This window comes from Flavobacterium sufflavum, from assembly GCF_004016525.1.
GTDB classification, from domain to species: domain Bacteria; phylum Bacteroidota; class Bacteroidia; order Flavobacteriales; family Flavobacteriaceae; genus Flavobacterium; species Flavobacterium sufflavum.
Genome location: NZ_SACJ01000002.1, coordinates 1 through 22054, shown reverse-complemented (window position 1 = coordinate 22054; position 22054 = coordinate 1). Strand labels below are relative to the sequence as shown.

Genomic DNA, 22054 nt, shown 5'->3' with positions numbered 1-22054 from the left:
ACATTTATTTTTCTTCATTAAATAAGTTTAACTTCTTCACCCAATTAGTCTTTTTTTCTAAAAGGAATAAATCCAGGAATAAAAGCACAAAGGCAAATCCTAAAAACCATTGAAATTGCGATTGGAAGTCGGCCATTTGAGTCGATTCGAATTCTGTTTTCTGAATATTATCTAATGTTTTTTTAATGTATTCTAATACTTCTTTTGTATTATTTCCACTTACATAACCTCCTTTTGTAGCTTTTGCAATTGCCTCTAAACTAGCTTGATTTAGCTTTGTAATAACCACTTCGTCATTGCGGTCTCTTTTATAACCTTGTACTACACCATTTACTTTAAGCGGAATAGTCCCTCCTTTTTCGGTTCCAATTCCCACAGTAATAATACGCATTCCCAGTTTATTGGCTTCTTCAGCCGCTTCCTGTGCTCCTTCTGAATGGTCTTCTCCATCAGAAATCAGAATCAACAACTTAGAGGTTTTGCTTTTATCATCAAAATAAGTTCCCGATAATTTTATGGCTTCATCCAATGATGTTCCTTGTGAAGAAACGATATCGGTATTCATACTTTGCAGGAACATCTTGGCTACACTATAATCAGTAGTAATAGGCAAAACCGGAAAAGCACTGCCCGCATAAGCAACAATCCCTATTCGGTCACTTCCTAATTGATTGATAATTTGCGAAACAAGCTGTTTACTTTTTTCTAATCTGTTTGGCGCTACATCTTCGGCAAGCATACTTTTAGAAACGTCCATTGCAAAAACAATATCGATTCCTTCTCTTTTAACCGTTTCTAATTTTGTTCCAATTTTAGGATTTACTAATCCAATAATCAGCCCTAGCAATGCCAATAAAAGAACAACCAATTTGAAAACCGGTTTAAAAACAGAACGCTCCGGACTTAACCTTTTTATTATTTCTAAATCACCAAATTCCTGTTGTTTTTTCCTTTTCCAATACATGGTTAACAGGAAAAGCAACACTACAATGGGTAGTATAAAAAGTAAGTATAAATATTTTTTTTCGTCTAATTCCATATTTCTTTAACCACAAAAGGCACTAAGTTTTATTGCAAAGTACACTATAATTAATCTCTCTTTATAAAGTTCCATTTATCACTAACTAACAATTCTATTTTCAAAAAACTTATAGTTTTTAAAACTTTGTGTCCTTTGTGAATTCTTTGTGAACTTCGTATTTGAACCTAAATAAAACTTCTATAAACCGTATTTCTCAATCCTACTTCGACTAAAACTAAAAATCCGGCTAACCATACAAAAGCCCTGTATTTTTCGTCATAATCATAAAATTTCAACTCTTCTATTTCAGTAGTTTCCAGTTTATTGATTTCGGCATAAATCTCAGCCAATTTATCATTGCTGGTGGCTCTAAAATATTTCCCGTCTGTTTTCTGGGCAATACTTTTCATCAATCGCTCATCGATTTCTACTTTCATCATTTGGAACAAAAACTCTCCATTTGGACCAATTGCATAAGGAAACTCAGCCATTCCATTAGTTCCAATTCCGATGGTATATACTTTTATCCCATACTGTTTTGCGATATCAGCAGCGGTTTCAGGTTCGATAAAACCTGCGTTATTCACCCCGTCAGTCAATAAAATAATTACTTTACTCTTAGCCTTACTGTCTTTTAAACGGTTTACGGCTGTTGCCAATCCCATTCCAATTCCAGTTCCATCCTGCAAAACATTATCGTATTTTATGCTTTGGATGGCTTGCTCTACTACCGCTTTATCGCTGGTTACCGGTGTTTTAGTATAAGCTTCTGAAGCATAAACCACCAGTCCAATTCTGTCATTAGGTCTTTGCTCAACAAAATCAGTCGCTACTCTTTTCAGAGCTTCCATACGGTTTGGCTTCAAATCTTTGGCAAGCATACTTCCCGAAACGTCCACCGCCATGACTATATCAATTCCTTTGGTTGTTTTTGTTTTATTGCTAATATCAACCGTTCTAGGTCTTGCCATAGCTACAATTAAAGAACTTAAAGCCAGTAATCGAAGGACATTCAAATAGGGTTTTAACCTTGCCAATAAAGAATTGGACGACTTAAAACCTTTAATAGAACTTACTTTTAAAGTCGCCGATTGCTGGTTTCTCTTTAAAACCAACCAAATGATGGCTAGCGGAATCAAAAGAAACAACCAAAAAAACTCTGGATTTAAAAAAGTTATTTTTGCCATTATCTACCTTCTTGTTTTAATTCAACTGAGCTTAAAACTCGTTCTGAAATTTCATTTGCATACTTATCTCCTTCCTGATGTAGAATTAAAATTTGTTGTAATCCTCCTTCTTGGCTAAACAACAATACTTCATAATACATTCTTTCTTTATCATTAGTTGTTGGATTTATTCTTGAAAAAGTCCCGTATGATTTTAATCCTGTAATCCCTTCTTTGGTTTCATAATCCTCCTGTTTCACAATCATATTTTGTGCTCCTTGAGATTCCATGGTTTGCAATGAAACTTCCATCGATTTCTTCAAATCAATTTGAGTTTCCTGCTTGTATTTAAAAGTTGAAACCATCAGATAAAAATTATCAATCAGACTACCATAAGCAAAAGACTGCATTTCTTTAATCAATGCCAAACCTTCTTTTGGCAACGATTTTGTCAAATCAATTCTCTTAAGCACTTTAGGAGTTTCAATTTTTACGGCTGGATTTCCGTATTCACTTTTTACCCATTCGCCTTCCAATAATTCCTTTGATGGATGCCCGATGATATTGTCTTTTACATAATCAAATCCTTTGGTAACCATTAGGAAAATGGTTGTTGCCATTACTAAGAAGATAACAGTTGCAACCGCAGTAATGATACGTTGCTTTTTTTTCTTCTTTAATTGAATTGCAATTTGTTTTTGTCTTTGCGCTTCATTCAACAAAATATCCTCTTCAACCGGAACTTCTACAGGAATCGAACTATCTAAGGTTAAAATCGCTTTCTGGATTTTATTTCTATCATCAGTTATTTCATATTCCAGCGGTTTTGATTTGGCAAATTTTACCAAATCGGCTTGTTTTAAAACTCTTTCCAGATTTCCAATAATTTCCTGAGAAACTGTCATTTTCTTCTTAACCGAAGCCTCTCTTAATCCGGCAATCAATTCTGAAGTAGTGCTTTCCATAGCCGGGATTTCTATTGCTTCTTCGATATAGTTTCGAGCAATATCAGTCAATTCACTATAATATTCTTTTATTTCTCCTTTTTGCCAAAGTTCTTTCTTTTCTAAGTTATTCAATAAACTTGTGGCTTTTTCTATAGGTGTTTTATAAACTTCTTCCTCTATTTTTTTCTTTTGTCTGTTTTTAAGAAACCAATACACTCCTGCACCAATTCCAAGAATTACAAGTAATCCTAAAAGGTATTTCCACCAGTTGCCAATAGAATCATTAGCGGCTTGGATATCCTTAATATCATACATTTTTTGTTGCAAAGTATCCACCTTAACATTAGCGACCTCAACAGCAATAGCATCCGTTTGATAAGCTTTGTTATTGATAAGTACCTTGATACTCGGAATCACATAGCGTCCCGAATCAAATTGTGTTAATCCGTATTTTTTAATTAACTCATAACGGTCATTATTTTTGACGGTATCAATAGGATACGATTGAATAACTTCGAGTTCACCGATATTTTTTAAATTTGGAAAAACAACCTTAGACAAATTATCTACCGATGTTTTTAAGGTTAATTTAAACTCGGCACCAATTTTATTTTTTGTAGTATCGATACTTGTTTCTACTCTTTTTTGTTGCGCAAAAATGGTGGTAGAAATCAGTAGTAATAAGAAGAATATTAATTTTTTCATGTTTATTGAAACATTTGTTTTTCAACTCCTTCCCTTTGGGGAGGCTGGGTATGGATTCTTATCTCGATTTAAAATAACCTAATAACTTAGTTACATAACTCTCGTCAACTCTGGTATTTACTATACCAGAACCTGATTTACTGAAAGTTTCTTTGAAATAATTTAATTGCTCATGATAGTATTTTTCATAATTCATTCGCACTGCTTTTGAACCTGTATCAATCAATTGTATCTCCCCTGTTTCGGCGTCGAGCATGGGAACCATTCCGAGATTTGGCATTTTCTCTTCACGAATATCATACACCCTAATTCCAGTTACATCGTGTTTTTTAGCCGCAATTTTCAAAGTTTGCTCGTAATCATCCGACATAAAATCAGAAATCATAAAAACAATGGCTTTCTTTTTCTGAGTACTCGATAAGAATTTCAATGCCTGAGCAATATCGGTTTTATGGCTTTTTGGTTCAAATTCTATCAATTCCCGAATGATACGCAAAACGTGAGACCTTCCTTTCTTTGGTGGAATATACAATTCGATTTGGTCCGAAAACAAAATCAAGCCAATCTTATCATTGTTTTGTGTAGCCGAAAAAGCCATCGTTGCAGCAATTTCTGTGACGATGTCTTTTTTAAATTGGTTTTTAGAACCAAAACTTTCCGATCCCGAAATATCAACCATTAACATCATGGTTAACTCTCGTTCTTCTTCAAAAACTTTTACGTGGGCTTCATTGTAACGAGCAGTAACGTTCCAATCAATATTTCGAATATCGTCTCCATATTGGTATTGGCGTACTTCACTAAAAGTCATTCCACGCCCTTTGAAAGAAGTATGATATTCCCCTGAGAAGATGTGATCACTCAATCTTCGGGTTTTGATTTCTATTTTTCGTACTTTTTTTAAAAGCTCTTTTGTATCCATTCGCTTGTTGATTGTTGATTAACGATTGCTGATTTCAGATCTAAAATCTAAAATCAGTAATCTAAAATCTAAAATCTTTTTAAGGTACCTCTACTTCGTTTATAATTTTATTGATGATATCAACAGAAGTAATATTCTCAGCTTCTGCTTCATAAGTAACACCAATTCTATGACGCAATACATCATGAACCACAGCACGAACATCCTCAGGAATTACATATCCACGGCGTTTGATAAAAGCATAACATTTAGCCGCATTAGCTAAATTGATACTTCCACGTGGCGAAGAGCCAAAACTGATTAATGGTTTCAAATCAGCCAATTTGTATTTCTCAGGGTAACGGGTAGCAAAAATAATATCAAGGATGTATTTCTCGATTTTTTCGTCCATATACACTTCACGCACTGCTTCCTGCGCACGTAAAATTTGCTCAATAGAAACTACCTGATTTACTTTCTCGTAGCTTCCATTTAAGTTTTGACGAATTACCAATCGCTCCTCATCCATTTTAGGATAATCAATTACTGTTTTCAACATGAAACGGTCAACCTGAGCTTCCGGAAGCTGATACGTTCCTTCTTGTTCGATTGGATTTTGCGTAGCTAAAACCAGGAAAGGTTTTTCTAATTTAAAAGTAGTATCGCCAATAGTAACCTGTTTTTCCTGCATAGCCTCTAACAATGCCGATTGTACCTTAGCTGGCGCACGGTTAATCTCATCGGCCAGGACGAAATTAGCAAAAATAGGTCCTTTTTTTATTGAGAATTCATTTTGCTTAATGTTGTAAATCATTGTTCCTACAACATCGGCAGGTAATAAATCCGGTGTAAACTGGATACGGCTAAAAGAACCATGAACCGCTTTAGAAAGCGTATTAATCGCTAAAGTTTTAGCTAATCCCGGAACACCTTCCAGCAAAATATGTCCTTGTCCTAATAATCCAATCAATAATCGTTCAACCATGTGCTTTTGACCCACAATCACCTTGTTCATTTCCATAGTCAGAAGGTCTATAAAAGCACTCTCTCTTTCTATCTTTTCGTTGATTGCTCTAATGTCTAAAGTCGCTGTATTCTCTTCCATAAAATTATTTTTAATACCTTGAATTTAATGCCTTAGTTTTGAGAGTGCAAATTGAATTTTTTTTTAAAGGTAAGATGTTAAAAAATGGTTAAAACTTCTACCAATACTACAATTTTAAGGACGAATTATGATACAATTTCCATAATTTTAAGAACTTTAAGAATTATACTTTCAAAAGCATGACAGATCGTTTTTGTTCTAAAAAAAGAAGCCTAAAAGAAGCGTCTAATTAACAGCTAATAAACGTATTATAAATCACATCATTTTAGAAGCAAAAGTCTATTTTGAATTAACCTAAAAAAAGAAACAACTCTGTTCCATTTGCTTTTACTTCGATTCACAAAAAATTTCAGCTCATTTTAAGATTAGATATTTCAACAGATAAAAAACATGAATAAAACAGCATTAATAACAGGTGCCACCAGCGGAATTGGAAAGGCAACTGCCCAACTTTTAGCTCAAAATAATTACAACCTTATTCTTTGCGGAAGACGTCAGGATCGATTGGACGAACTCGAAAAAGAACTGAGTCAATTTACCAATATTCACATTCTTCAATTTGATGTTAGAGATAAGAAAACCGTTTTAGAAAAAATTAATTCTTTGCCCGAGTCTTTTTCTAAAATTGATATTCTTATTAATAATGCCGGAAACGCACATGGATTTGAACCCATCCAAGACGGAAATATGGACGATTGGGATGCCATGATTGACATTAATCTAAAAGGACTTTTATATGTTTCTAAAGTAATAATTCCAAAAATGATTGCTCAAAAATCAGGACACATTATCAATATTGGTTCGACTGCAGCCAAGGAAGTTTATGCCAATGGAAACGTCTATTGCGCCACAAAACACGCTGTGGATGCCATCAATCAAAGTATGCGTATTGACTTAAACCCACACGGGATTAAAGTGGGAGCTATTCATCCCGGTATGGTTGAAACCGAGTTTAGTCAGGTGCGTTTTAAAGGCGATACCGAAAGAGCAACTAATGTTTATAAAGGATTCACTCCCTTAAAAGCCGAAGATATTGCCGATATTATTCATTTTGTAGTTTCAAGACCTTATCATGTAAACATTGCCGATCTTGTAGTCATGTGTACGGCTCAAGCTTCATTTTCAATAGTAAAAAAGGACTGATTTGGGTTTGAAACCAATTTTCACAAACAAAAAAACAGCTTAATTCAGCTGTTTTTTTTGTTGTTTTTTAATTTTTCTATCTAAACTATGGTATTGGTATAGCATCTAAAGTGACACTACCTATATCCTTTATTTCTCCATTAACCACTACTACTCCCGTAATAGTCTTTTCGGCTTTTCCCGAACCTACTTGTGGAGTTAATTTAACATCATAAGTTCCGGCAGGAATTCCGTTAAGTTGAAAAACACCAAATTCATCTGCATAAGCAGAAACAGTAGTAGTTCCTACCTGAACTGATGCTAATACTTGGAAACCTTCCAAAACAGGGCTTATTCTTCCTTTAATCACTCCTGAAGTAGCCATCGTTGAAACTCTGATTACCGGGTGCAAATTATAATTTCCTGAACTACCCGCCTGAACTACAATTGAATGTTCTACATCAAAATCCAATAAAAATTCATAGGCCACTCCTCCAACTAAGGTTTGGTTAATATTTAATTTCAACCCTGATTGTTGAGCACTTGGCGTTTTTAAGGGATAAGTTACACCATCTTTAACAACAGCATTATCATCTCCCAAAACCAATCGAACTTGACCTAAAAAACCTGAAGGAACTATTTCGTCAGCTAACAAGACGTTTACCCCACCCGTCAAATCCAATAAATTATAAACTTTAGGGGCTACATTTCCTATACTAACCCAGCCTTCATCATTTTCATCTGTACCAGACTTTATTAAAACATCCTGTACATCAATATAAACAGCATCATAATCTCCCGGAGCATCAGTCATACGAAACGAAAGTCTCGATGTTTGTTCCGAATCATCATTTGAATTACACCCAACTAACGATAAACATATAAATGCTATTAAACTAAAACTTAACACATAAAATTTAATCTTTTTCATATCTTTCCGTTATTTAAATTAATTACATTTAATTACATCTAGTATTAACGTTTAAAGTTACGGATTAGTATTTTTTTATAAAAAATCTATGCCAATTTAACACATGATTAACAAGCGTCTACTAATAAAGAATTTATTGGCTCACAACGACGAGAATAGTTTTTACGACAAAAAGCGTCAACTGAATTTGCATACTAAAGAGGGTAAAGCAAAGTTCTTAAAACACATTTGCGCTTTGTCTAATTCTAATCCGGCCAATAATTCCTATATTGTTGTTGGGGTCGAAGATCAGGACAATGAAATTATAGGTGTCGATTTCTTTGACGACAGTCATATTCAAAATTTAATCAACGCTTACCTAGAAAACCCGCCTAAAATCCAATACGAGAATGTTCCTTTTCCAAACCTTCCTAAAGACAAGGTTATTGGTCTGGTAACCATTAAACCAAAGAATAAAATTTCGGCTTTCAAAAAAGGGATTTATACCATTCCTGCCCAGAGTGTTTTTATACGACGCGGAAGCAATACAACGCCTACCGAAGACAAAATAGAAAAAAACTACCTGAATACAGAGACCGTAATTGATCTGGAAAACAATTCACGCAACAATATCAAATACACCTTAGACGGCGTTTTTGATTTCATGAATTTCAGGCACAAAGACATGGCGCCAAAATACAAGGTTTTCAAAGAATTGTTTATCATTTGCTGGGCTGGAATTCCTAAAACGGTACGGGACAAAACTTTTCTATCCCGTGTAGATATTGAACTAATTAATGAACATATTAAACTATTTTATTCTGATCAGGACGTTGTTACTATTTCATTTAACGAAGACACTTTTACCATTATCGAATATGTTCCGCTGGGTTTGAATGACAAAACCAGTTATTATCCCCTTGAACAACAAACCATTTATTTTTTCGAAAATGGGTATTACAAAATCGAAAGTAAGATGTTATTTGAACCTCCTGCTTTCAACAAAAAAATGCTTTTCCATATTTATAATAATAATGAAGCATTGGTAAGCAAATTAAAAAAAGGAATTCAGCTGACTCCCAGAGAACAAAAAGACCTCGAAAATCTGCCTTCTACCTTTATGATTTGCTATCTCAACGGCTTTGAAGATGCCAAAAGAAAATTGATTGACGCCAAAACCTACCTAAAGCCCTTTCCTCCCGTTTATTTATCTTTTAAAGAAGCCATGAGGGTATTGAGAAAAATGAAATACGATGTGCAATAATTACATCCTATTTACACATTGTAAAAAACAAAAAAAAGAGAAAGCTGTTTCTTTTTCTGTCTCTTTTAGCTATTTTTATTATATTACCCTATAAAAAGTAGCTTTTAAGAAATGAGAACATTAGTAATAGGAGATATTCATGGTGGTTTACGCGCCTTGCACCAAATCATGGAAAGAGCCCAGGTTAGCAAACAAGACAAGCTAATCTTTCTAGGCGATTATGTTGATGGTTGGAGCCAATCGCCACAAGTACTCGATTATTTAATAAAACTAAATACTAAGAACGATTGTGTTTTCATTAGAGGAAATCATGACGAATTATTACTTCATTGGTTAAAAGACAGCACCGACAATCTTTTATGGTACAATCACGGTGGCGAAGCAACAGTTATAGCTTATGAAAAAGTGAGCAACCAAACCAAACAAATTCACATTGAGTTTTTACAATCCTTACAAGATTACTATCTCGACGACCAACAGCGCTTATTTATTCACGCAGGTTTTACCAATATGAACGGAGTTAATTTTGAATATTTTCCAAGATTATTCTATTGGGACAGAACCTTATGGGAAACAGCTTTAGCTCTGGATAAAAACATGGATTCTACCGATTTATTATACCCAAAAAGATTTACCTTATATAATGAAATTTACATAGGCCACACTCCAGTTTCTAGAATTGGGGAAACCGTTCCAGTAAACAAAGCCTGTATTTGGAATATTGATACGGGGGCTGCTTTCAAAGGACCACTAACCATAATGGATATTGACACAAAAGAATTCTGGCAAAGCGAACCATTGAACAACTTATATTTCGAGGAAAAAGGAAGAAATTAATTACATTTGTATAAAAAAATTATCATGAAAAAAACATTTAGCCTACTATTATTAAGTTTTGCAAGCCTAATTAACGCACAAGCCTTTAAAGGAAAAGGAGATATCAAATTTGACATTGCCGCTAACATTCAAAACGGAGGTTCTGGAATTCGTTTTTCTAACGATTATGGATTAGGAGAAAATATTTCTATCGGAATTGTTGGTTCCTACTTATTATCTGTAAGCCGAGACGAAATGGACAACAAACCCGATTTTGGAGACAGAGTAGACGTTAAAGCCCGTTTTAACGCTAATCTGGGAAACGTTTTTAAGATAGACGAGAAGGTAGATATTTACCCTGGACTGGATTTAGGCTTGAGAAATTTTGGAGCGCATTTAGGTCTTCGTTATTTCTTTACCGAAGGTTTTGGAGTGGTTAGCGAAATAGGCTTTCCTATTGCCAAATACAAACCAGAAGCAACTGGTTTTGAAAGACTAAACAATCAGTTTGTGTTTAATATTGGTGCTTCATTTAATTTATAAAATCATCAATAATTACAATACAATGTTTTTTTACAAATTAAATTTTCTTAATTAAACTTAAACTAGTAAACTTCTTAAAAAACTCGTGTAGAATTAATTCTACACGAGTTTAAAAAATACTTTACATGGCTTGTAATGAACATCACTAATTTTGCACTAAACAAAAGGATGTTTATTAGAAGTTAGTCATTCAAAAGATTTCCCCAAATCTATTTTAACACTTTCTTATTTGTTATTTAATATGGCTATTTTGTTTTAATATATGATTTCAAATCATGTACTAAACAATATTATTGACAATAATTCGCTACTGAATAAAACAATTAAATAAATTATTCATTTTCTAAAACATCAATTCATTTTTGATGGATAACTGTGCCTATTTGATTTTTAAAAAATAAAATATATGCTATATATTTTATAATTAACGTTAAAAAAGTTGCCGCTATTTCCTTAATTAATTTTTTAATATTCAATAAGTTTTGATTAAAATATCTTCCCTATCCCGTGCTTTCTTTTTAAAAAAATTAAAATTTGAGCATAGAAAAATAATTCATTATACCTTGCTAACTAGTGTGATTTTATTACAAATTACAGCTATTGTCATTTGGTATAATGAAACCAAAAACGAAACTAAATTATCAAATGCTCTTGAAGAAATTTCATCTTCAAAGAAGATAATCAACTATGCTGATCTTGCAAAAACTTCTTTAATTCAATCACAAGAGCATTTCAACAATTATCTCAATAATAGAAATGAAATTTCATTCAAAAAATATTCTTCCTCATTAAACGACATTAGTCATTTATTAGACAGTTTGCATTTTCTTACCAATGGAAAGCTAGCTTACAAAAAAATAATTTTAAAAAAAGACCAAACCCAAGCTGAAATTTCAATTTTAAAATCCACCATTGATTCCATTATCAATAGCCAAATAAACAAAAGTCATGATGAAACTTCTAAGCTTTTTAAATTCACAAAATTTGAATCTAAAAAAATACTAGACAGCGTCAAAACAGATTCTTACATTAAAGTTGACAGTGTTTCCCGAAAAGGATTACTAGCCAGACTTGGAGATGCCTTTGCCGGAAGACTTAATGTTCAAAAAGAACAACTAAACACAGTTGTGACCATGAAATATAAAGACAGGGTAATTTCGGGAAGTATTGAAGACCAATTAAAAACTGTTTTTCATAAAACTAACAACTATTACCAAAATGAATTTCTCAATTTAAAGAAATCATTTTTAGACTTAAGAGATAAAGATTCTCAATTGATTGCACTCAACAATGAATTATTGAAAATAAGTCAAAACGTCATTTCTGACTATAAAAGTTCTGCTGATTTACTTCAAACAGACAATGAAAACAATATAGTTAATCAATACAAATCAAATAAAATAGTTAGAAGTTATTCTATAATATTCTTGATTACAATCATGTTCATTGTATCCATTATTCTACTCAGCTTTACGCACTTAACCTTTGAATACGAGAAAAGATTAATAGCTGCTCAAAATCAAATTCGTCAGAGTTTAATTTTTAAAAATCGAATAATGGGAATGATTAGTCACGAGATACGATCACCCCTAAATATCATATCAATGTACAGTAGAAAAGTGCGTTCTTTAATTAAAGAAAAAGAACTAAAAGACACTTTTAAATCTATAGAATTTACAACAAATTCATTACTTCTTTTATCAAATCAAATTTTAGAATATTCTAAAGATGAAAATAAAAAGTTAAACCTAAAAAATAGAAATCTTTATCTAAAAACCGAAATATACCAAATCATTTCGTCCATGTCCTCTCTAGCCGAAGTTAAAGGGAACAAAATAAAGATCCTTTCTAATCTCGATTCTGATTGTGAAGTATACACTGATGTAACCAAAATCCACCAATTATTCTATAATATAATTGGAAATGCAAACAAGTTTACCGAAAATGGCAATATAATTGTAACCATTAATATCCAGGACATTTCACATTATGAAATGGATCTCCAGATTGAAGTAAACGATGATGGAATAGGAATTAACCCTAATGATTTGGAAAACATTTTCGAATCATACTACCAAGGAATTGTTTCCAGGAAAGTCAATGATTTAGGTGTTGGTCTGGGATTAAACCTATGTAAAGAAATAGTTCAATTGTTTGATGGAAAAATCAATATTCAAAGTGAAGAAGGTAAAGGAACAACCGTAAAATTCAATTTAATATTGAGTAAAGTTTAAAATACAAATATTTCTAATTTATTATAAGGATGAAATTATTAAACAACTATACCTTTTTAATTTCAGATGACCATAGTATTGTGAGACAAGGAATTTCTATGATTATCAATGAATTGTTTTTAAATCCTAAAATCTACAAATCTGGAAATTTTAAAGATACTTTTAAATTTTTAAACGAGACTAAGATTGATTTATTGATTTTAGACATTAATTTCCCTGAAGGAAATAGCATCAATATTATTAAAGATATTAAAAATATCCAGCCTGAAATTAAAATTCTAATTTTTACCGCATATAATGAAGACATTTATGCTTTACGCTATTTAAACTCTGGTGCTTCTGGTTATTTAAGCAAAGGCAGTTCAGAAGAAGAAATGAAACAAGCATTAACAAACATGATTTTATCCGGCAAACACATAACCCAAAATGTTAAAGATAGAATCCTGGATTCTTATATCTCTAAATCGCCTATTAATCCTATTGAACAATTGTCCAATAGAGAATTAGAAGTAGCCAGAATGTTAATTAAAGGTCATGGTAACTTAGAAATATCTGACCTTTTAAATATCAAAAAAACAACGGTTAGCACTTTTAAAAACAGAATTTTTGAAAAATTAGAAATCGACAATTTAGCAGCTCTCATCGAACTTTTTCGACTGTACAATGACGATGAAAAATAACATATAATTTCGTTTTTCTATCCTATTAAAATCTCAATGTCCATTTAAAAAAATCCAAAATAGTTATCAATATTTGATAACTATTTTTTTTTGACTCCTTGTAGAAATAATTCTACTTATCATTACTAAATCCGCTACAAAGCATTGATTTTACTGCAATTATATTTGCAATATCAAAGTAAACCAGTTCAAATAACTGATTAATTGTGACCTCAAAAATGTATTAACCTAATGTGATTATATTAATTCATTCTATGAAAACAGTTGAAGTTTGAACTATAAAGTAAAATCAAAAAGTATAAAATCATGAAAAAAAACATTCTATTATTAACATTTAGTTTCATTACTCTTAGCTCCTTAGCGCAAGGAAGATTAACAAAAGGACACATCCAATTAAATGCAGGTTTAGGAACCTCAGGATGGGGAACACCTGTTTATGTAGGTCTCGATTATGGCATCCATGAAGATATTACTTTAGGAGGAGAATTATCCTATCGCTCAAAAAGCGAAAATTTTGGAAATTCTAAGTATAAATCTTCAGTAACTGGAATTGGCATCAATGGTAATTATCATTTTAACCGTGTATTAGAAATTCCAAATAAATGGGATTTTTATGCTGGACTTGGTCTCAATTATTACATCTGGAATTATGAAAATGACGCTTACAAAACTAATGATGCTTCAGACATTGGTCTTGGTGCTCAAATTGGAGGACGATATTTTTTCAATGATAAATTAGGTATCAATTTAGAATTAGGTGGCGGAAATGCAACCAGTGGTGGAAAAATTGGAATTACCTATAAAATCTAATTTTCAAAAACAAACATCCAATTCTTTTAACTAAAATACACCATCCTAGTTTACACTCAAAACATTATAAACTTATAAAACTCAGAAACAATCTATCAAAAAATGCAGACTAAAAAAGCCAATTATATTCTAAAAGTTCGTTGGTTACTATCTTTTCTTTTAGACAATCGTCATTAAAATATTTAAAAAAATAAATTACGAAAAACGCTAATCTATCGATGACTGAAATATCTCATTTTAAAAACGGATTGTTTCTTGATTTTCTAAAACTAATAATATTATGAGATCACATTTTCACAATAGCTATGATTCTAAAAATTCAAATGATTTTCAGGAAAAATTGTTTAAAGATTTATCAGAAGAAATGTTCATATTTAAAATATCCTCTGACAATCATTTTCGTAAATTATCAATATACAAAGCATTTGAATTACCAGATAATCTTATCTCAAATACTATTCTACCTTTATTTTACAGTAGGATTTATAAAGAGGATAGAATTAAAGTACTTCGACTATTTATACAGCTCAAAAAAACTGAAGAAAAAGCCGAAATTGAATTTAGATGTCTACTCCCTAAAAAAGGATTATATGAATTTAAAGCTTATATAAAGACAAAATTAGATGCTAAAGGCTGCACCGCTTTTTATGTAACTTTCTTTAAAACAACCCCTATTGTAAACAAAGAATTATTCCCCAATAATTTAGAACCAAAAATAATAACGACTAATAAAAAAGAATTAAAATTAATCCAAACCATAAAATTATATAGCGAGCACAATAACCGTTTGTTAAATTTTACTCATATCACTTCTCATAATTTAAATACGCATTCAGGAAACATCAAACAGCTTCTGGACTTGATTGAAACTGAGAAAAATGTTCAACTGAGAAAAGAATATCTAAATCATTTACGAACCGTTTCGAATGATTTGAATGAGACAATTGCTCATTTATCACAAATAATTAATATCCAAAACAACTTGAATGTTATTAAAGAACCTTTGGATTTGAATAGTTACTTAGAAAAAACCCGCAAGTTAATCAACAACTACGGTTTAGAAAACAAAGTCACTATCATTAACAAGGTTCCAAAAGGTTCTATTATTAATTTTAACTCGGCTTATCTGGAAAGCGTTTTGTTAAATTTTAGCACAAATGCTGTAAAATATGCTCATCCCAATCGGTTTCCAGTCATAACATTTGATTTTTTCATAGAAAACCAAAAAAAGGTCTTAACTATTAATGATAATGGCTTAGGAATCGATTTAGAAAAACATGGTAATTTATTATTTGGTATGTATAAAACATTTCATAAACATGAAAACGCAAATGGGATTGGTTTATATATCACAAAAAATCAAATTGAATCCATGAAAGGACAAATTAATGTAGAAAGCAAAGTGAATGAAGGAACTACTTTCAAAATTATTTTTAATGATTAACTAAAATTAATAACCAAAACAAAATAATTAACTCAAAATGGAAAAATTTGTAATTAGCAAAAACACAAATAGCGAATTCAAATATGACTTTATAGATAAATCAGGACAAATAATCTTTAGTAAATCAGGCTATAAAAACAAAGCCATGTGCATTACTGTAATAGAATCTATAAGACGAAATGCTCAAGATGATTCCAAATTTTTTCGAAAAAGAACTCCAAAGAACGAATGCTATTTTAACCTAAAATCCTCTAACGGACAAATTTTAGGTATCAGTAAAATATATGAAGATAAAGCTGCACGTGAAGATGCGATTCAATTTGTTAAAACCACATCAACCGATGCTCCTATCGAAGATCATTCAAAAAAATCAATAAAAACAGCTCTAAAAACTGTGATTTAATTTTATAAATCAAATTTTATTCCTTGTGCCAAAGGCAAAGTACTACCGTAGTTAATGGTATTGGTTTGTCTTCGCATATAGACTTTCCATGCATCTGAACCCGATTCCCGACCGCCGCCGGTTTCTTTTTCACCACCAAAAGCACCGCCAATTTCGGCTCCGGAAGTTCCAATATTAACATTCGCAATTCCGCAATCAGAACCTGAAACTGATAAGAACAATTCTGCTTCACGCAAATTGGTGGTCATAATCGCCGATGACAATCCCTGTGTCACGCTGTTTTGAATAGCGATAGCATTTTCAACTGTTCCTGAGTATTTTAACAAATACAAAATAGGAGCAAAAGTTTCGCATTGGACAATTTCAAATGAATTTTCGGCTTCAACAATAGCAGGCTGGACATAACAGCCACTTTCGTATCCATCACCCGAAAGCACAGCTCCATTTACCAGAATTTTAGCTCCTTCGGAAACTGCTTTTTCTAAGGCTTTATTGTATTTTTCGACAGCATCGGTATCGATTAACGGACCAACATGGTTTTTTTCGTCCAATGGATTTCCAATACGCAATTGTTGGTAAGCAGCAACCAAAGCACTTTTTACTTTGTCATACGCACTTTCGTGAATAATTAAACGACGGGTCGAAGTACAACGTTGTCCGGCTGTTCCTACTGCGCCAAAAACAGCTCCAATAATCGTCATTTTAATATCGGCATCAAGAGTGACAATAATGGCATTGTTTCCACCTAATTCCAATAAAGATTTCCCTAAACGGGCAGCAACGGTTTGCGCCACAATTTTTCCCATCCGAGTAGAACCTGTAGCAGAAATTAACGGAACTCGGGAATCTTTAGTCAATAATTCTCCTAATTTATAATCGCCGTTTATTAAACACGAAATTCCTTCCGGTAATTTATTTTCTTGTAAAACCTGCGCCAAAATATTTTGACAGGCAATTCCGCAAAGTGGCGTTTTCTCCGATGGTTTCCAAACACAAACATCACCACAAACTAAAGCCAGCGCAGCATTCCAGGACCAAACGGCAACCGGGAAATTAAATGCTGAAATAATTCCGACCACACCTAAAGAATGGTATTGTTCATACATTCGGTGATTGGGTCTTTCAGAGTGCATAGTCAAGCCGTGTAATTGTCGGGAAAGTCCAACGGCAAAATCGCAAATATCAATCATTTCCTGAACCTCGCCATAGCCTTCCTGCAATGATTTGCCCATTTCGTAAGAAACCAATTTGCCTAAGGCTTCTTTATTCTGACGTAATTTTTCTCCAAACTGACGAACGATTTCTCCACGCTGAGGCGCTGGAATTAATCTAAAAGACTGGAAAGCTTCGGTGGCGGCTTGCATTACTTTTTCGTAATCGGCTGCTGAAGTGGTTTTTACTTTTGCAATCAATTGACCATCCACAGGCGAATAACTTTCCAGGATTGCTCCTGTAGAAAAAGAGTTCATTCCTGTTGATGTTCCTTCGTTTACATCATGGATTCCTAATTGGATTAAAGCGGCTTTTATTCCAAATTGTGTTGCTATTGTTGTCATGGTAATTAGTGCGTTTGTGTTTTAGCCCCGGTAGTAGCGGCATCCTTTTATCTTGTTCTTAAAACGAGATAAAAGATATAGCGGATAACGGGAATGGCTCCTGAAAAAAATTATTTTTTGGCTGTAAATCTAGGATCTGCTTCCATAACAGTTCCACATTTTTCACAGCTTCGTAGTTTTTCTGAATTGTAAAAATTCTCAAAATGGGGCAAGAAATCTTTTTCAATATCGTTAAGTTCAAAATAAACTTCGTGCAACTTGTGATTGCAGTTGTCGCAATACCACAACAAACCGTCTACAAAACCTTGTTTGGCTCTTTTTCTCTCGATAACCAAACCGATGGAACCTTCGGAACGAACAGGAGAATGTGGAATCGTAGCCGGATGCAGGTACATATCGCCGGCATTGAGTTCCAACACATGACGCTCGCCATCTTCCTGAGTGATAATCTGGATTGAACCTTCCAGTTGATAGAATAACTCTTCGGTTTCGTTGTAATGAAAATCTTTTCGGGCATTTGGACCCGCTACAATCATTACAATATAATCACCTGAATCCACATATAAATTCTTGTTGCCAACAGGTGGTTTTAGCAATTGACGATTTTCATCAATCCATTTGGTAAGGTTAAAAGGTCTTGAAATTGCCATTTTGAGTTGTTTTTAAGAAAAGCTAAGGTACGAAAAAAAAGAATTTTAGTTTCGCGAAGATTCACTAAGAAAACCGCAGAGACACACAAAGAAACAGATTGAAAAAAATCTTAGCGGAACTTAGCGTTTTCTTTGCGAATCTTTGTGTAACAAGCTAAAAAACCTCATTTAGTCTCTTTAATCAAATAAATATAAACGGGAAAATGATCGCTAAAACCCACTTCGGTAGCCGAATGTCGTTTAGGGTAGCCTTTATACTGCCCCGAACTCTGAATCAAATAACTCTTATTGAAAATCCCGGCTTTCCAATATTGATAAGTCGAAAAATCATTTTTAATCAGGGATTTAGTGACCATAATTTGGTCGAAAATATCCCAGGAATCCCGAAACGCAATAGTTCCCAAACCCTTCTTAGCCATTTCTTCAAAAGGATTGTAGATTCCAAATTCAGGAACTTCCTGTTTTTGAGACTTGGCATCAAGGGCTTTTTTGATGCTGTTATTAAAAGGACTATCGTTTAAATCACCCAGTGTAATTACCTTCGCATCGGGATTTATTTTTTGCAAAGAATCGATTATTTTCCGATTCAAAATTCCCGCCGCTTCCCGAAACTGACTTGATTTTTTCTCCCCTCCAGCACGCGATGGCCAGTGATTAACAATAATATTTATTTCTTCGCCATCTAAAAAACCGGTAACCAAAAGTTGATCACGCGTAAAAACCCTATTTTCAAAAGTATTTACGACCTCATCATCCTGTTCTTCTGAAGTTGAGGCCGTCTCTTGATTTTGAGTTTTATTTTGATAGATATAAAGCGGAATATTAGCGTAAGAAGTCGGTTTGAAATATTTCTTTTGAAACAACAAGGCCACGTCTATTCCTCTTTTATCGGGTGAATCAAAATGGATAATTCCATAATCCTGCATTGCCATTTTAGGTTGTTGTACTAAATCTTCCAGTACGCCCCGATTTTCTATTTCGGAACAAGCTATAAAAGTGGGCGAATTGGCATTTTCAGCCGTACCTATTTCGAGTACAACCCGGGCGAGATTTTCTAATTTTTGATGGTATTTTTTGGAAGTCCAACGTTGTGTTCCTTTCGGTGTCCACTCATCATCATTGGTATCAGGATTATTGATGGTGTCAAAAAGATTTTCGAAATTATAAAATGCCAATGTATGAATCCGATAGCTTTTTTGCTGCGAAAATCCAATTCGAAACAAAAACAAAAAAGCAAGCACTACAATCAATCTTAGCATTCTCATAACTCACCAGATTTAAAGGACTTTAGTAAATTTAGTTCATTTTAGAGAACAATCTGTAGTTTTTTTTTGAATTTGGTTATCTTTGTTTTGATGTCTCACAAAGGCATTTTCAAATTTTATTTACCCAGGAAAAACACTAACATGCCTACTTCTCGATTTTTATTTATAAACCGAACGTTTAGCATATTCCTATTCCTGATTTCTATTTTTCAAACTTTCAATAGTCAAGCCCAACAACACATGATTACACCAGCCGCTTTACAAAAAGGAGACACCATTGCCATTGTAGCCACCGCCAGAAAATATACCGATAACCACCTGCAACCCGCTATTGATTTAATGCATAGCTGGGGACTTGAAGTGGTTCTTGGCAAAAGTATTGGGCTAGACAACAATCAACTGGCAGGAACTGACGAAGAAAGAACTGCCGATTTTCAAGCGCAACTGGACAACCCAAACATAAAAGCCATTTGGTGTGTAAAAGGCGGTTATGGAACGGTACGTATCATTGACACATTGGATTTTACCAAATTCAAACAAAACCCAAAATGGATTGTAGGCTTTAGCGACATTACCGTTTTGCACAATCATCTTAATACCTTAGGCTATAAAACCATTCATGGCATCATGCCAGTTACGGCTCCAAGAGCAACTCCGGAAGCCATCGAAACTTTAAGACAAGCTTTATTTGAAGAACCTTTAAATTACGAAATTCCTTCTGACCCAATGAACCGCATGGGTAGTGCAACTGGCGAACTCGTAGGCGGAAATTTATCTATTCTATATAGTTTGTTTGGCTCCCCATCAGCGATTGACTGTCATGACAAAATCTTGTTTATAGAAGATTTAGACGAATATTTGTATCATATCGACCGTATGATGATGAACTTAAAACGCAACGGCTGTCTGGAAAGCATTAAAGGAATTATTGTAGGTTCGATGACCAAGATGAAAGACAACGAAATTCCCTGGGGGAAAAATGCGGTTGAAATCATTGAAGATGTGACTAAAAAATACCATGTTCCTGTTATTTATAATTTCCCGGCAGGACACATTCAGGACAATAGAGCTTTAATTTTAGGAAGCACAGTATCTATGGAAGTTACTCCGGAAAAAAGCACATTGAAATTTGAAGATTAATCGATTTCAATGGCAATGGTAATAGCAATGGCAAAAATCAATTTCAATAACAACCTAGCCGCTGAATACTAGACTACTGAACACTGAACACTATTTCTAATGGCCGAACACAACGAATTAGGAAAACTGGGAGAAGAATTGGCTGTTGATTTTTTACAAAAGAACGGCTACACTATTTTAGAAACCAATTGGACTTTTCAAAAAGCCGAAGTGGACATCATTGCCCAAAAAGAAGATACACTTGCTATTATCGAAGTAAAAACCCGTTCTTCGATTGAATTTGGTCTGCCTCAGGACTTTGTAAAAACGAAAAAAATAAAACTACTTACGAAAGCCGTAGATAACTACGTAGTCGAAAAAGACCTTGATATCAATGTCCGTTTTGACATCATTGCCATACAAAAAAAGGAGAAATCTTTTGTAATTGAACACCTTACAGATGCTTTTTATCACTTTTAACGATAATTTTTTATGTTATTTTTGTAACAAATTGTTTTTTTAATTATATTTGCCCATATTTTTAACGATTTAACTAAGTAAATCGACGCAAAAAACTAAGTAAAAACACCTATTTGATTATGAAAACTGTTTCTTCAATTGTCGAAAATTACATCAAAACAAAACCATTTTTATTAAATGCTTTGTCACTTGGGATCATCAATTTAACCTCTTTATCCAGAAACATCATGTCGGAATTAGAGAGTGAATTTGGAAAAGAAGTAAAACAGGGAGCTGTTGTAATGTCTTTAAAGCGATTAACAGAAGAACTGGATTTTAGATTGAATCACAAAATCAACAAAGTCATCAAAAACATAGGTGAAATTACCGTTCGTTCGGCTTTGACTGATTATACTTTTGCAGTTTCTGAAACTGTTTTAAACAAACAAGCTGAGTTAATTTCAGACATCAATGGTTTTCCGGATGTTTTTTATACTTCATCAAGAGGAGTAAACGAAATTAACATCGTAGTAAGCAATACCGTTAACAAACTGGTAGACAAACATTTTTCTAACGAAAAATTGATTCAGAAATTAGATAATCTGGCTTCTATAACGGTTAAATTACCAAAAGAAAACATTGTAATTCCTGGAATTTATTATTTCATTTTCCAACGTTTGGCCTGGGAAGGAATCATCATCAACGAGGTAATTTCTACTTCAAATGAATTCACGATTCTGGTTAGCGAAGAGCAGGTAGATGTTGCTTTCAAAGTAATCAAAGATTTGAAAAATTAATTGAATTTTATAAATAACGTGAGTTCGATATAAACTTATTGAAAAAGTACTAATTGTTTTGTGTCTAGGAAATTATTTTTCAAAGACGGTTTTTTGTCTGCAAAGTTGTAAGCAATCAGAGCGGAAAAAATATTATT

At 33.2% G+C, this 22054-nt stretch carries 21 protein-coding genes and 1 pseudogene; 12 read left to right on the top strand and 10 right to left on the bottom strand.

All coding sequences use genetic code 11. The features are described 5' to 3' along the window. Positions 1–4: 4 nt before the first annotated feature. The 5 genes from EOD40_RS03005 to EOD40_RS02985 form a co-directional block, all read right to left on the bottom strand. On the bottom strand, positions 5–1039 hold the full coding sequence (locus EOD40_RS03005; protein ID WP_128193434.1) for a VWA domain-containing protein: 1035 nt from the start codon (positions 1037–1039) through the stop codon (positions 5–7). 167 nt (positions 1040–1206) lie between these two features. Further along, positions 1207–2208, bottom strand: coding sequence for a vWA domain-containing protein (locus EOD40_RS03000; RefSeq protein ID WP_128193433.1), 1002 nt, complete (start codon positions 2206–2208; stop codon positions 1207–1209). Continuing rightward, positions 2208–3839: a phenylalanine--tRNA ligase subunit alpha gene (locus EOD40_RS02995; protein ID WP_128193432.1), complete on the bottom strand. Its 1632-nt coding sequence runs from the start codon at positions 3837–3839 to the stop codon at positions 2208–2210. Before EOD40_RS02995 ends, EOD40_RS03000 begins: the two co-directional genes overlap by 1 nt. A gap of 58 nt (positions 3840–3897) precedes the next feature. Further along, positions 3898–4761 carry a DUF58 domain-containing protein gene (locus EOD40_RS02990; protein ID WP_128193431.1) on the bottom strand — a complete coding sequence of 288 codons (864 nt, stop codon included), beginning with the start codon at positions 4759–4761 and terminating at the stop codon, positions 3898–3900. Between the two features lie 79 nt (positions 4762–4840). Then, entirely contained in the window at positions 4841–5845 is a 1005-nt protein-coding gene (locus tag EOD40_RS02985; protein WP_128193430.1) for an AAA family ATPase, read from the bottom strand. A 390-nt stretch (positions 5846–6235) separates the two neighbouring features. Between EOD40_RS02985 and EOD40_RS02980 the strand changes: the two genes are divergently transcribed. Next, entirely contained in the window at positions 6236–6988 is a 753-nt protein-coding gene (locus EOD40_RS02980) for an SDR family NAD(P)-dependent oxidoreductase (RefSeq protein ID WP_128193429.1), read from the top strand. 85 nt (positions 6989–7073) lie between these two features. Here the strand turns inward: EOD40_RS02980 and EOD40_RS02975 are convergent, their stop codons facing one another. Then, positions 7074–7898: a DUF4382 domain-containing protein gene (locus EOD40_RS02975; protein ID WP_128193428.1), complete on the bottom strand. Its 825-nt coding sequence runs from the start codon at positions 7896–7898 to the stop codon at positions 7074–7076. A 103-nt stretch (positions 7899–8001) separates the two neighbouring features. Here EOD40_RS02975 and EOD40_RS02970 point away from each other — a divergent pair, with 103 nt between their 5' ends. The 8 genes from EOD40_RS02970 (at position 8002) to EOD40_RS02935 (ending at position 16071) form a co-directional block, all read left to right on the top strand. Then, positions 8002–9141 (top strand): ATP-binding protein, encoded by a 1140-nt coding sequence (locus EOD40_RS02970; protein ID WP_128193427.1) that lies wholly within the window; start codon positions 8002–8004, stop codon positions 9139–9141. A 111-nt stretch (positions 9142–9252) separates the two neighbouring features. Continuing rightward, complete coding sequence (locus tag EOD40_RS02965) at positions 9253–9978, top strand: metallophosphoesterase (protein WP_128193426.1); 726 nt, start codon at positions 9253–9255, stop codon at positions 9976–9978. 24 nt (positions 9979–10002) lie between these two features. Then, the gene (locus EOD40_RS02960; RefSeq protein ID WP_128193425.1) at positions 10003–10500 is read left to right on the top strand and encodes a DUF6646 family protein; all 498 of its coding nucleotides are present in this window, start codon (positions 10003–10005) and stop codon (positions 10498–10500) included. Between the two features lie 482 nt (positions 10501–10982). Beyond that, the gene (locus EOD40_RS02955) at positions 10983–12734 is read left to right on the top strand and encodes a sensor histidine kinase (protein ID WP_128193424.1); all 1752 of its coding nucleotides are present in this window, start codon (positions 10983–10985) and stop codon (positions 12732–12734) included. Between the two features lie 29 nt (positions 12735–12763). Next, complete coding sequence (locus EOD40_RS02950; protein ID WP_128193423.1) at positions 12764–13414, top strand: response regulator; 651 nt, start codon at positions 12764–12766, stop codon at positions 13412–13414. A 306-nt stretch (positions 13415–13720) separates the two neighbouring features. Next, complete coding sequence (locus EOD40_RS02945; RefSeq protein WP_128193422.1) at positions 13721–14224, top strand: outer membrane beta-barrel protein; 504 nt, start codon at positions 13721–13723, stop codon at positions 14222–14224. A gap of 280 nt (positions 14225–14504) precedes the next feature. Beyond that, positions 14505–15668, top strand: a complete 1164-nt coding sequence (locus EOD40_RS02940; RefSeq protein WP_128193421.1) for a sensor histidine kinase — start codon at positions 14505–14507, stop codon at positions 15666–15668. A 37-nt stretch (positions 15669–15705) separates the two neighbouring features. Further along, the gene (locus tag EOD40_RS02935) at positions 15706–16071 is read left to right on the top strand and encodes a YegP family protein (protein ID WP_128193420.1); all 366 of its coding nucleotides are present in this window, start codon (positions 15706–15708) and stop codon (positions 16069–16071) included. A 2-nt stretch (positions 16072–16073) separates the two neighbouring features. Here the strand turns inward: EOD40_RS02935 and amaB are convergent, their stop codons facing one another. The 3 genes from amaB to EOD40_RS02920 form a co-directional block, all read right to left on the bottom strand. After that, positions 16074–17627: an L-piperidine-6-carboxylate dehydrogenase gene (gene amaB, locus EOD40_RS02930; protein WP_128193419.1), complete on the bottom strand. Its 1554-nt coding sequence runs from the start codon at positions 17625–17627 to the stop codon at positions 16074–16076. A gap of 110 nt (positions 17628–17737) precedes the next feature. Further along, entirely contained in the window at positions 17738–18277 is a 540-nt protein-coding gene (locus tag EOD40_RS02925) for a 3-hydroxyanthranilate 3,4-dioxygenase (RefSeq protein ID WP_128193418.1), read from the bottom strand. A gap of 164 nt (positions 18278–18441) precedes the next feature. Then, positions 18442–19542, bottom strand: coding sequence for an endonuclease/exonuclease/phosphatase family protein (locus tag EOD40_RS02920; RefSeq protein ID WP_128193417.1), 1101 nt, complete (start codon positions 19540–19542; stop codon positions 18442–18444). Positions 19543–19782: 240 nt separating this feature from the next. On the opposite strand from EOD40_RS02920, the gene EOD40_RS02915 reads away from it, so the two are divergent. The 3 genes from EOD40_RS02915 to EOD40_RS02905 all read left to right on the top strand — a co-directional run bounded on the left by EOD40_RS02915 (position 19783) and on the right by EOD40_RS02905 (position 21917). Further along, positions 19783–20682: a S66 peptidase family protein gene (locus tag EOD40_RS02915; protein WP_231129570.1), complete on the top strand. Its 900-nt coding sequence runs from the start codon at positions 19783–19785 to the stop codon at positions 20680–20682. 99 nt (positions 20683–20781) lie between these two features. After that, positions 20782–21141, top strand: coding sequence for a YraN family protein (locus EOD40_RS02910; protein ID WP_128193415.1), 360 nt, complete (start codon positions 20782–20784; stop codon positions 21139–21141). 119 nt (positions 21142–21260) lie between these two features. Continuing rightward, on the top strand, positions 21261–21917 hold the full coding sequence (locus tag EOD40_RS02905; RefSeq protein WP_071184243.1) for an aspartate kinase: 657 nt from the start codon (positions 21261–21263) through the stop codon (positions 21915–21917). Between the two features lie 35 nt (positions 21918–21952). Here EOD40_RS02905 and EOD40_RS18360 read toward each other — a convergent pair. Next, positions 21953–22054: pseudogene (locus tag EOD40_RS18360) on the bottom strand (IS982 family transposase); the annotation flags it as partial.

Excerpts from the sequence above, each read along its gene's own strand:
- EOD40_RS02950 (WP_128193423.1), top strand. The coding sequence starts at position 12,764 with ATGAAATTATTAAACAACTATACCTTTTTAATTTCAGATGACCATAGT.
- EOD40_RS02965 (WP_128193426.1), top strand. The coding sequence starts at position 9,253 with ATGAGAACATTAGTAATAGGAGATATTCATGGTGGTTTACGCGCCTTG.
- EOD40_RS02945 (WP_128193422.1), top strand. The coding sequence starts at position 13,721 with ATGAAAAAAAACATTCTATTATTAACATTTAGTTTCATTACTCTTAGC.
- EOD40_RS02940 (WP_128193421.1), top strand. The coding sequence starts at position 14,505 with ATGAGATCACATTTTCACAATAGCTATGATTCTAAAAATTCAAATGAT.
- EOD40_RS03005 (WP_128193434.1), bottom strand. The coding sequence starts at position 1,039 with ATGGAATTAGACGAAAAAAAATATTTATACTTACTTTTTATACTACCC.
- EOD40_RS02920 (WP_128193417.1), bottom strand. The coding sequence starts at position 19,542 with ATGAGAATGCTAAGATTGATTGTAGTGCTTGCTTTTTTGTTTTTGTTT.
- EOD40_RS02915 (WP_231129570.1), top strand. The coding sequence starts at position 19,783 with ATGATTACACCAGCCGCTTTACAAAAAGGAGACACCATTGCCATTGTA.
- amaB (WP_128193419.1), bottom strand. The coding sequence starts at position 17,627 with ATGACAACAATAGCAACACAATTTGGAATAAAAGCCGCTTTAATCCAA.
- EOD40_RS02960 (WP_128193425.1), top strand. The coding sequence starts at position 10,003 with ATGAAAAAAACATTTAGCCTACTATTATTAAGTTTTGCAAGCCTAATT.
- EOD40_RS02970 (WP_128193427.1), top strand. The coding sequence starts at position 8,002 with ATGATTAACAAGCGTCTACTAATAAAGAATTTATTGGCTCACAACGAC.
- EOD40_RS02985 (WP_128193430.1), bottom strand. The coding sequence starts at position 5,845 with ATGGAAGAGAATACAGCGACTTTAGACATTAGAGCAATCAACGAAAAG.
- EOD40_RS02905 (WP_071184243.1), top strand. The coding sequence starts at position 21,261 with ATGAAAACTGTTTCTTCAATTGTCGAAAATTACATCAAAACAAAACCA.
- EOD40_RS02935 (WP_128193420.1), top strand. The coding sequence starts at position 15,706 with ATGGAAAAATTTGTAATTAGCAAAAACACAAATAGCGAATTCAAATAT.
- EOD40_RS02910 (WP_128193415.1), top strand. The coding sequence starts at position 20,782 with ATGGCCGAACACAACGAATTAGGAAAACTGGGAGAAGAATTGGCTGTT.
- EOD40_RS02980 (WP_128193429.1), top strand. The coding sequence starts at position 6,236 with ATGAATAAAACAGCATTAATAACAGGTGCCACCAGCGGAATTGGAAAG.
- EOD40_RS02990 (WP_128193431.1), bottom strand. The coding sequence starts at position 4,761 with ATGGATACAAAAGAGCTTTTAAAAAAAGTACGAAAAATAGAAATCAAA.
- EOD40_RS02925 (WP_128193418.1), bottom strand. The coding sequence starts at position 18,277 with ATGGCAATTTCAAGACCTTTTAACCTTACCAAATGGATTGATGAAAAT.
- EOD40_RS03000 (WP_128193433.1), bottom strand. The coding sequence starts at position 2,208 with ATGGCAAAAATAACTTTTTTAAATCCAGAGTTTTTTTGGTTGTTTCTT.
- EOD40_RS02975 (WP_128193428.1), bottom strand. The coding sequence starts at position 7,898 with ATGAAAAAGATTAAATTTTATGTGTTAAGTTTTAGTTTAATAGCATTT.
- EOD40_RS02995 (WP_128193432.1), bottom strand. The coding sequence starts at position 3,839 with ATGAAAAAATTAATATTCTTCTTATTACTACTGATTTCTACCACCATT.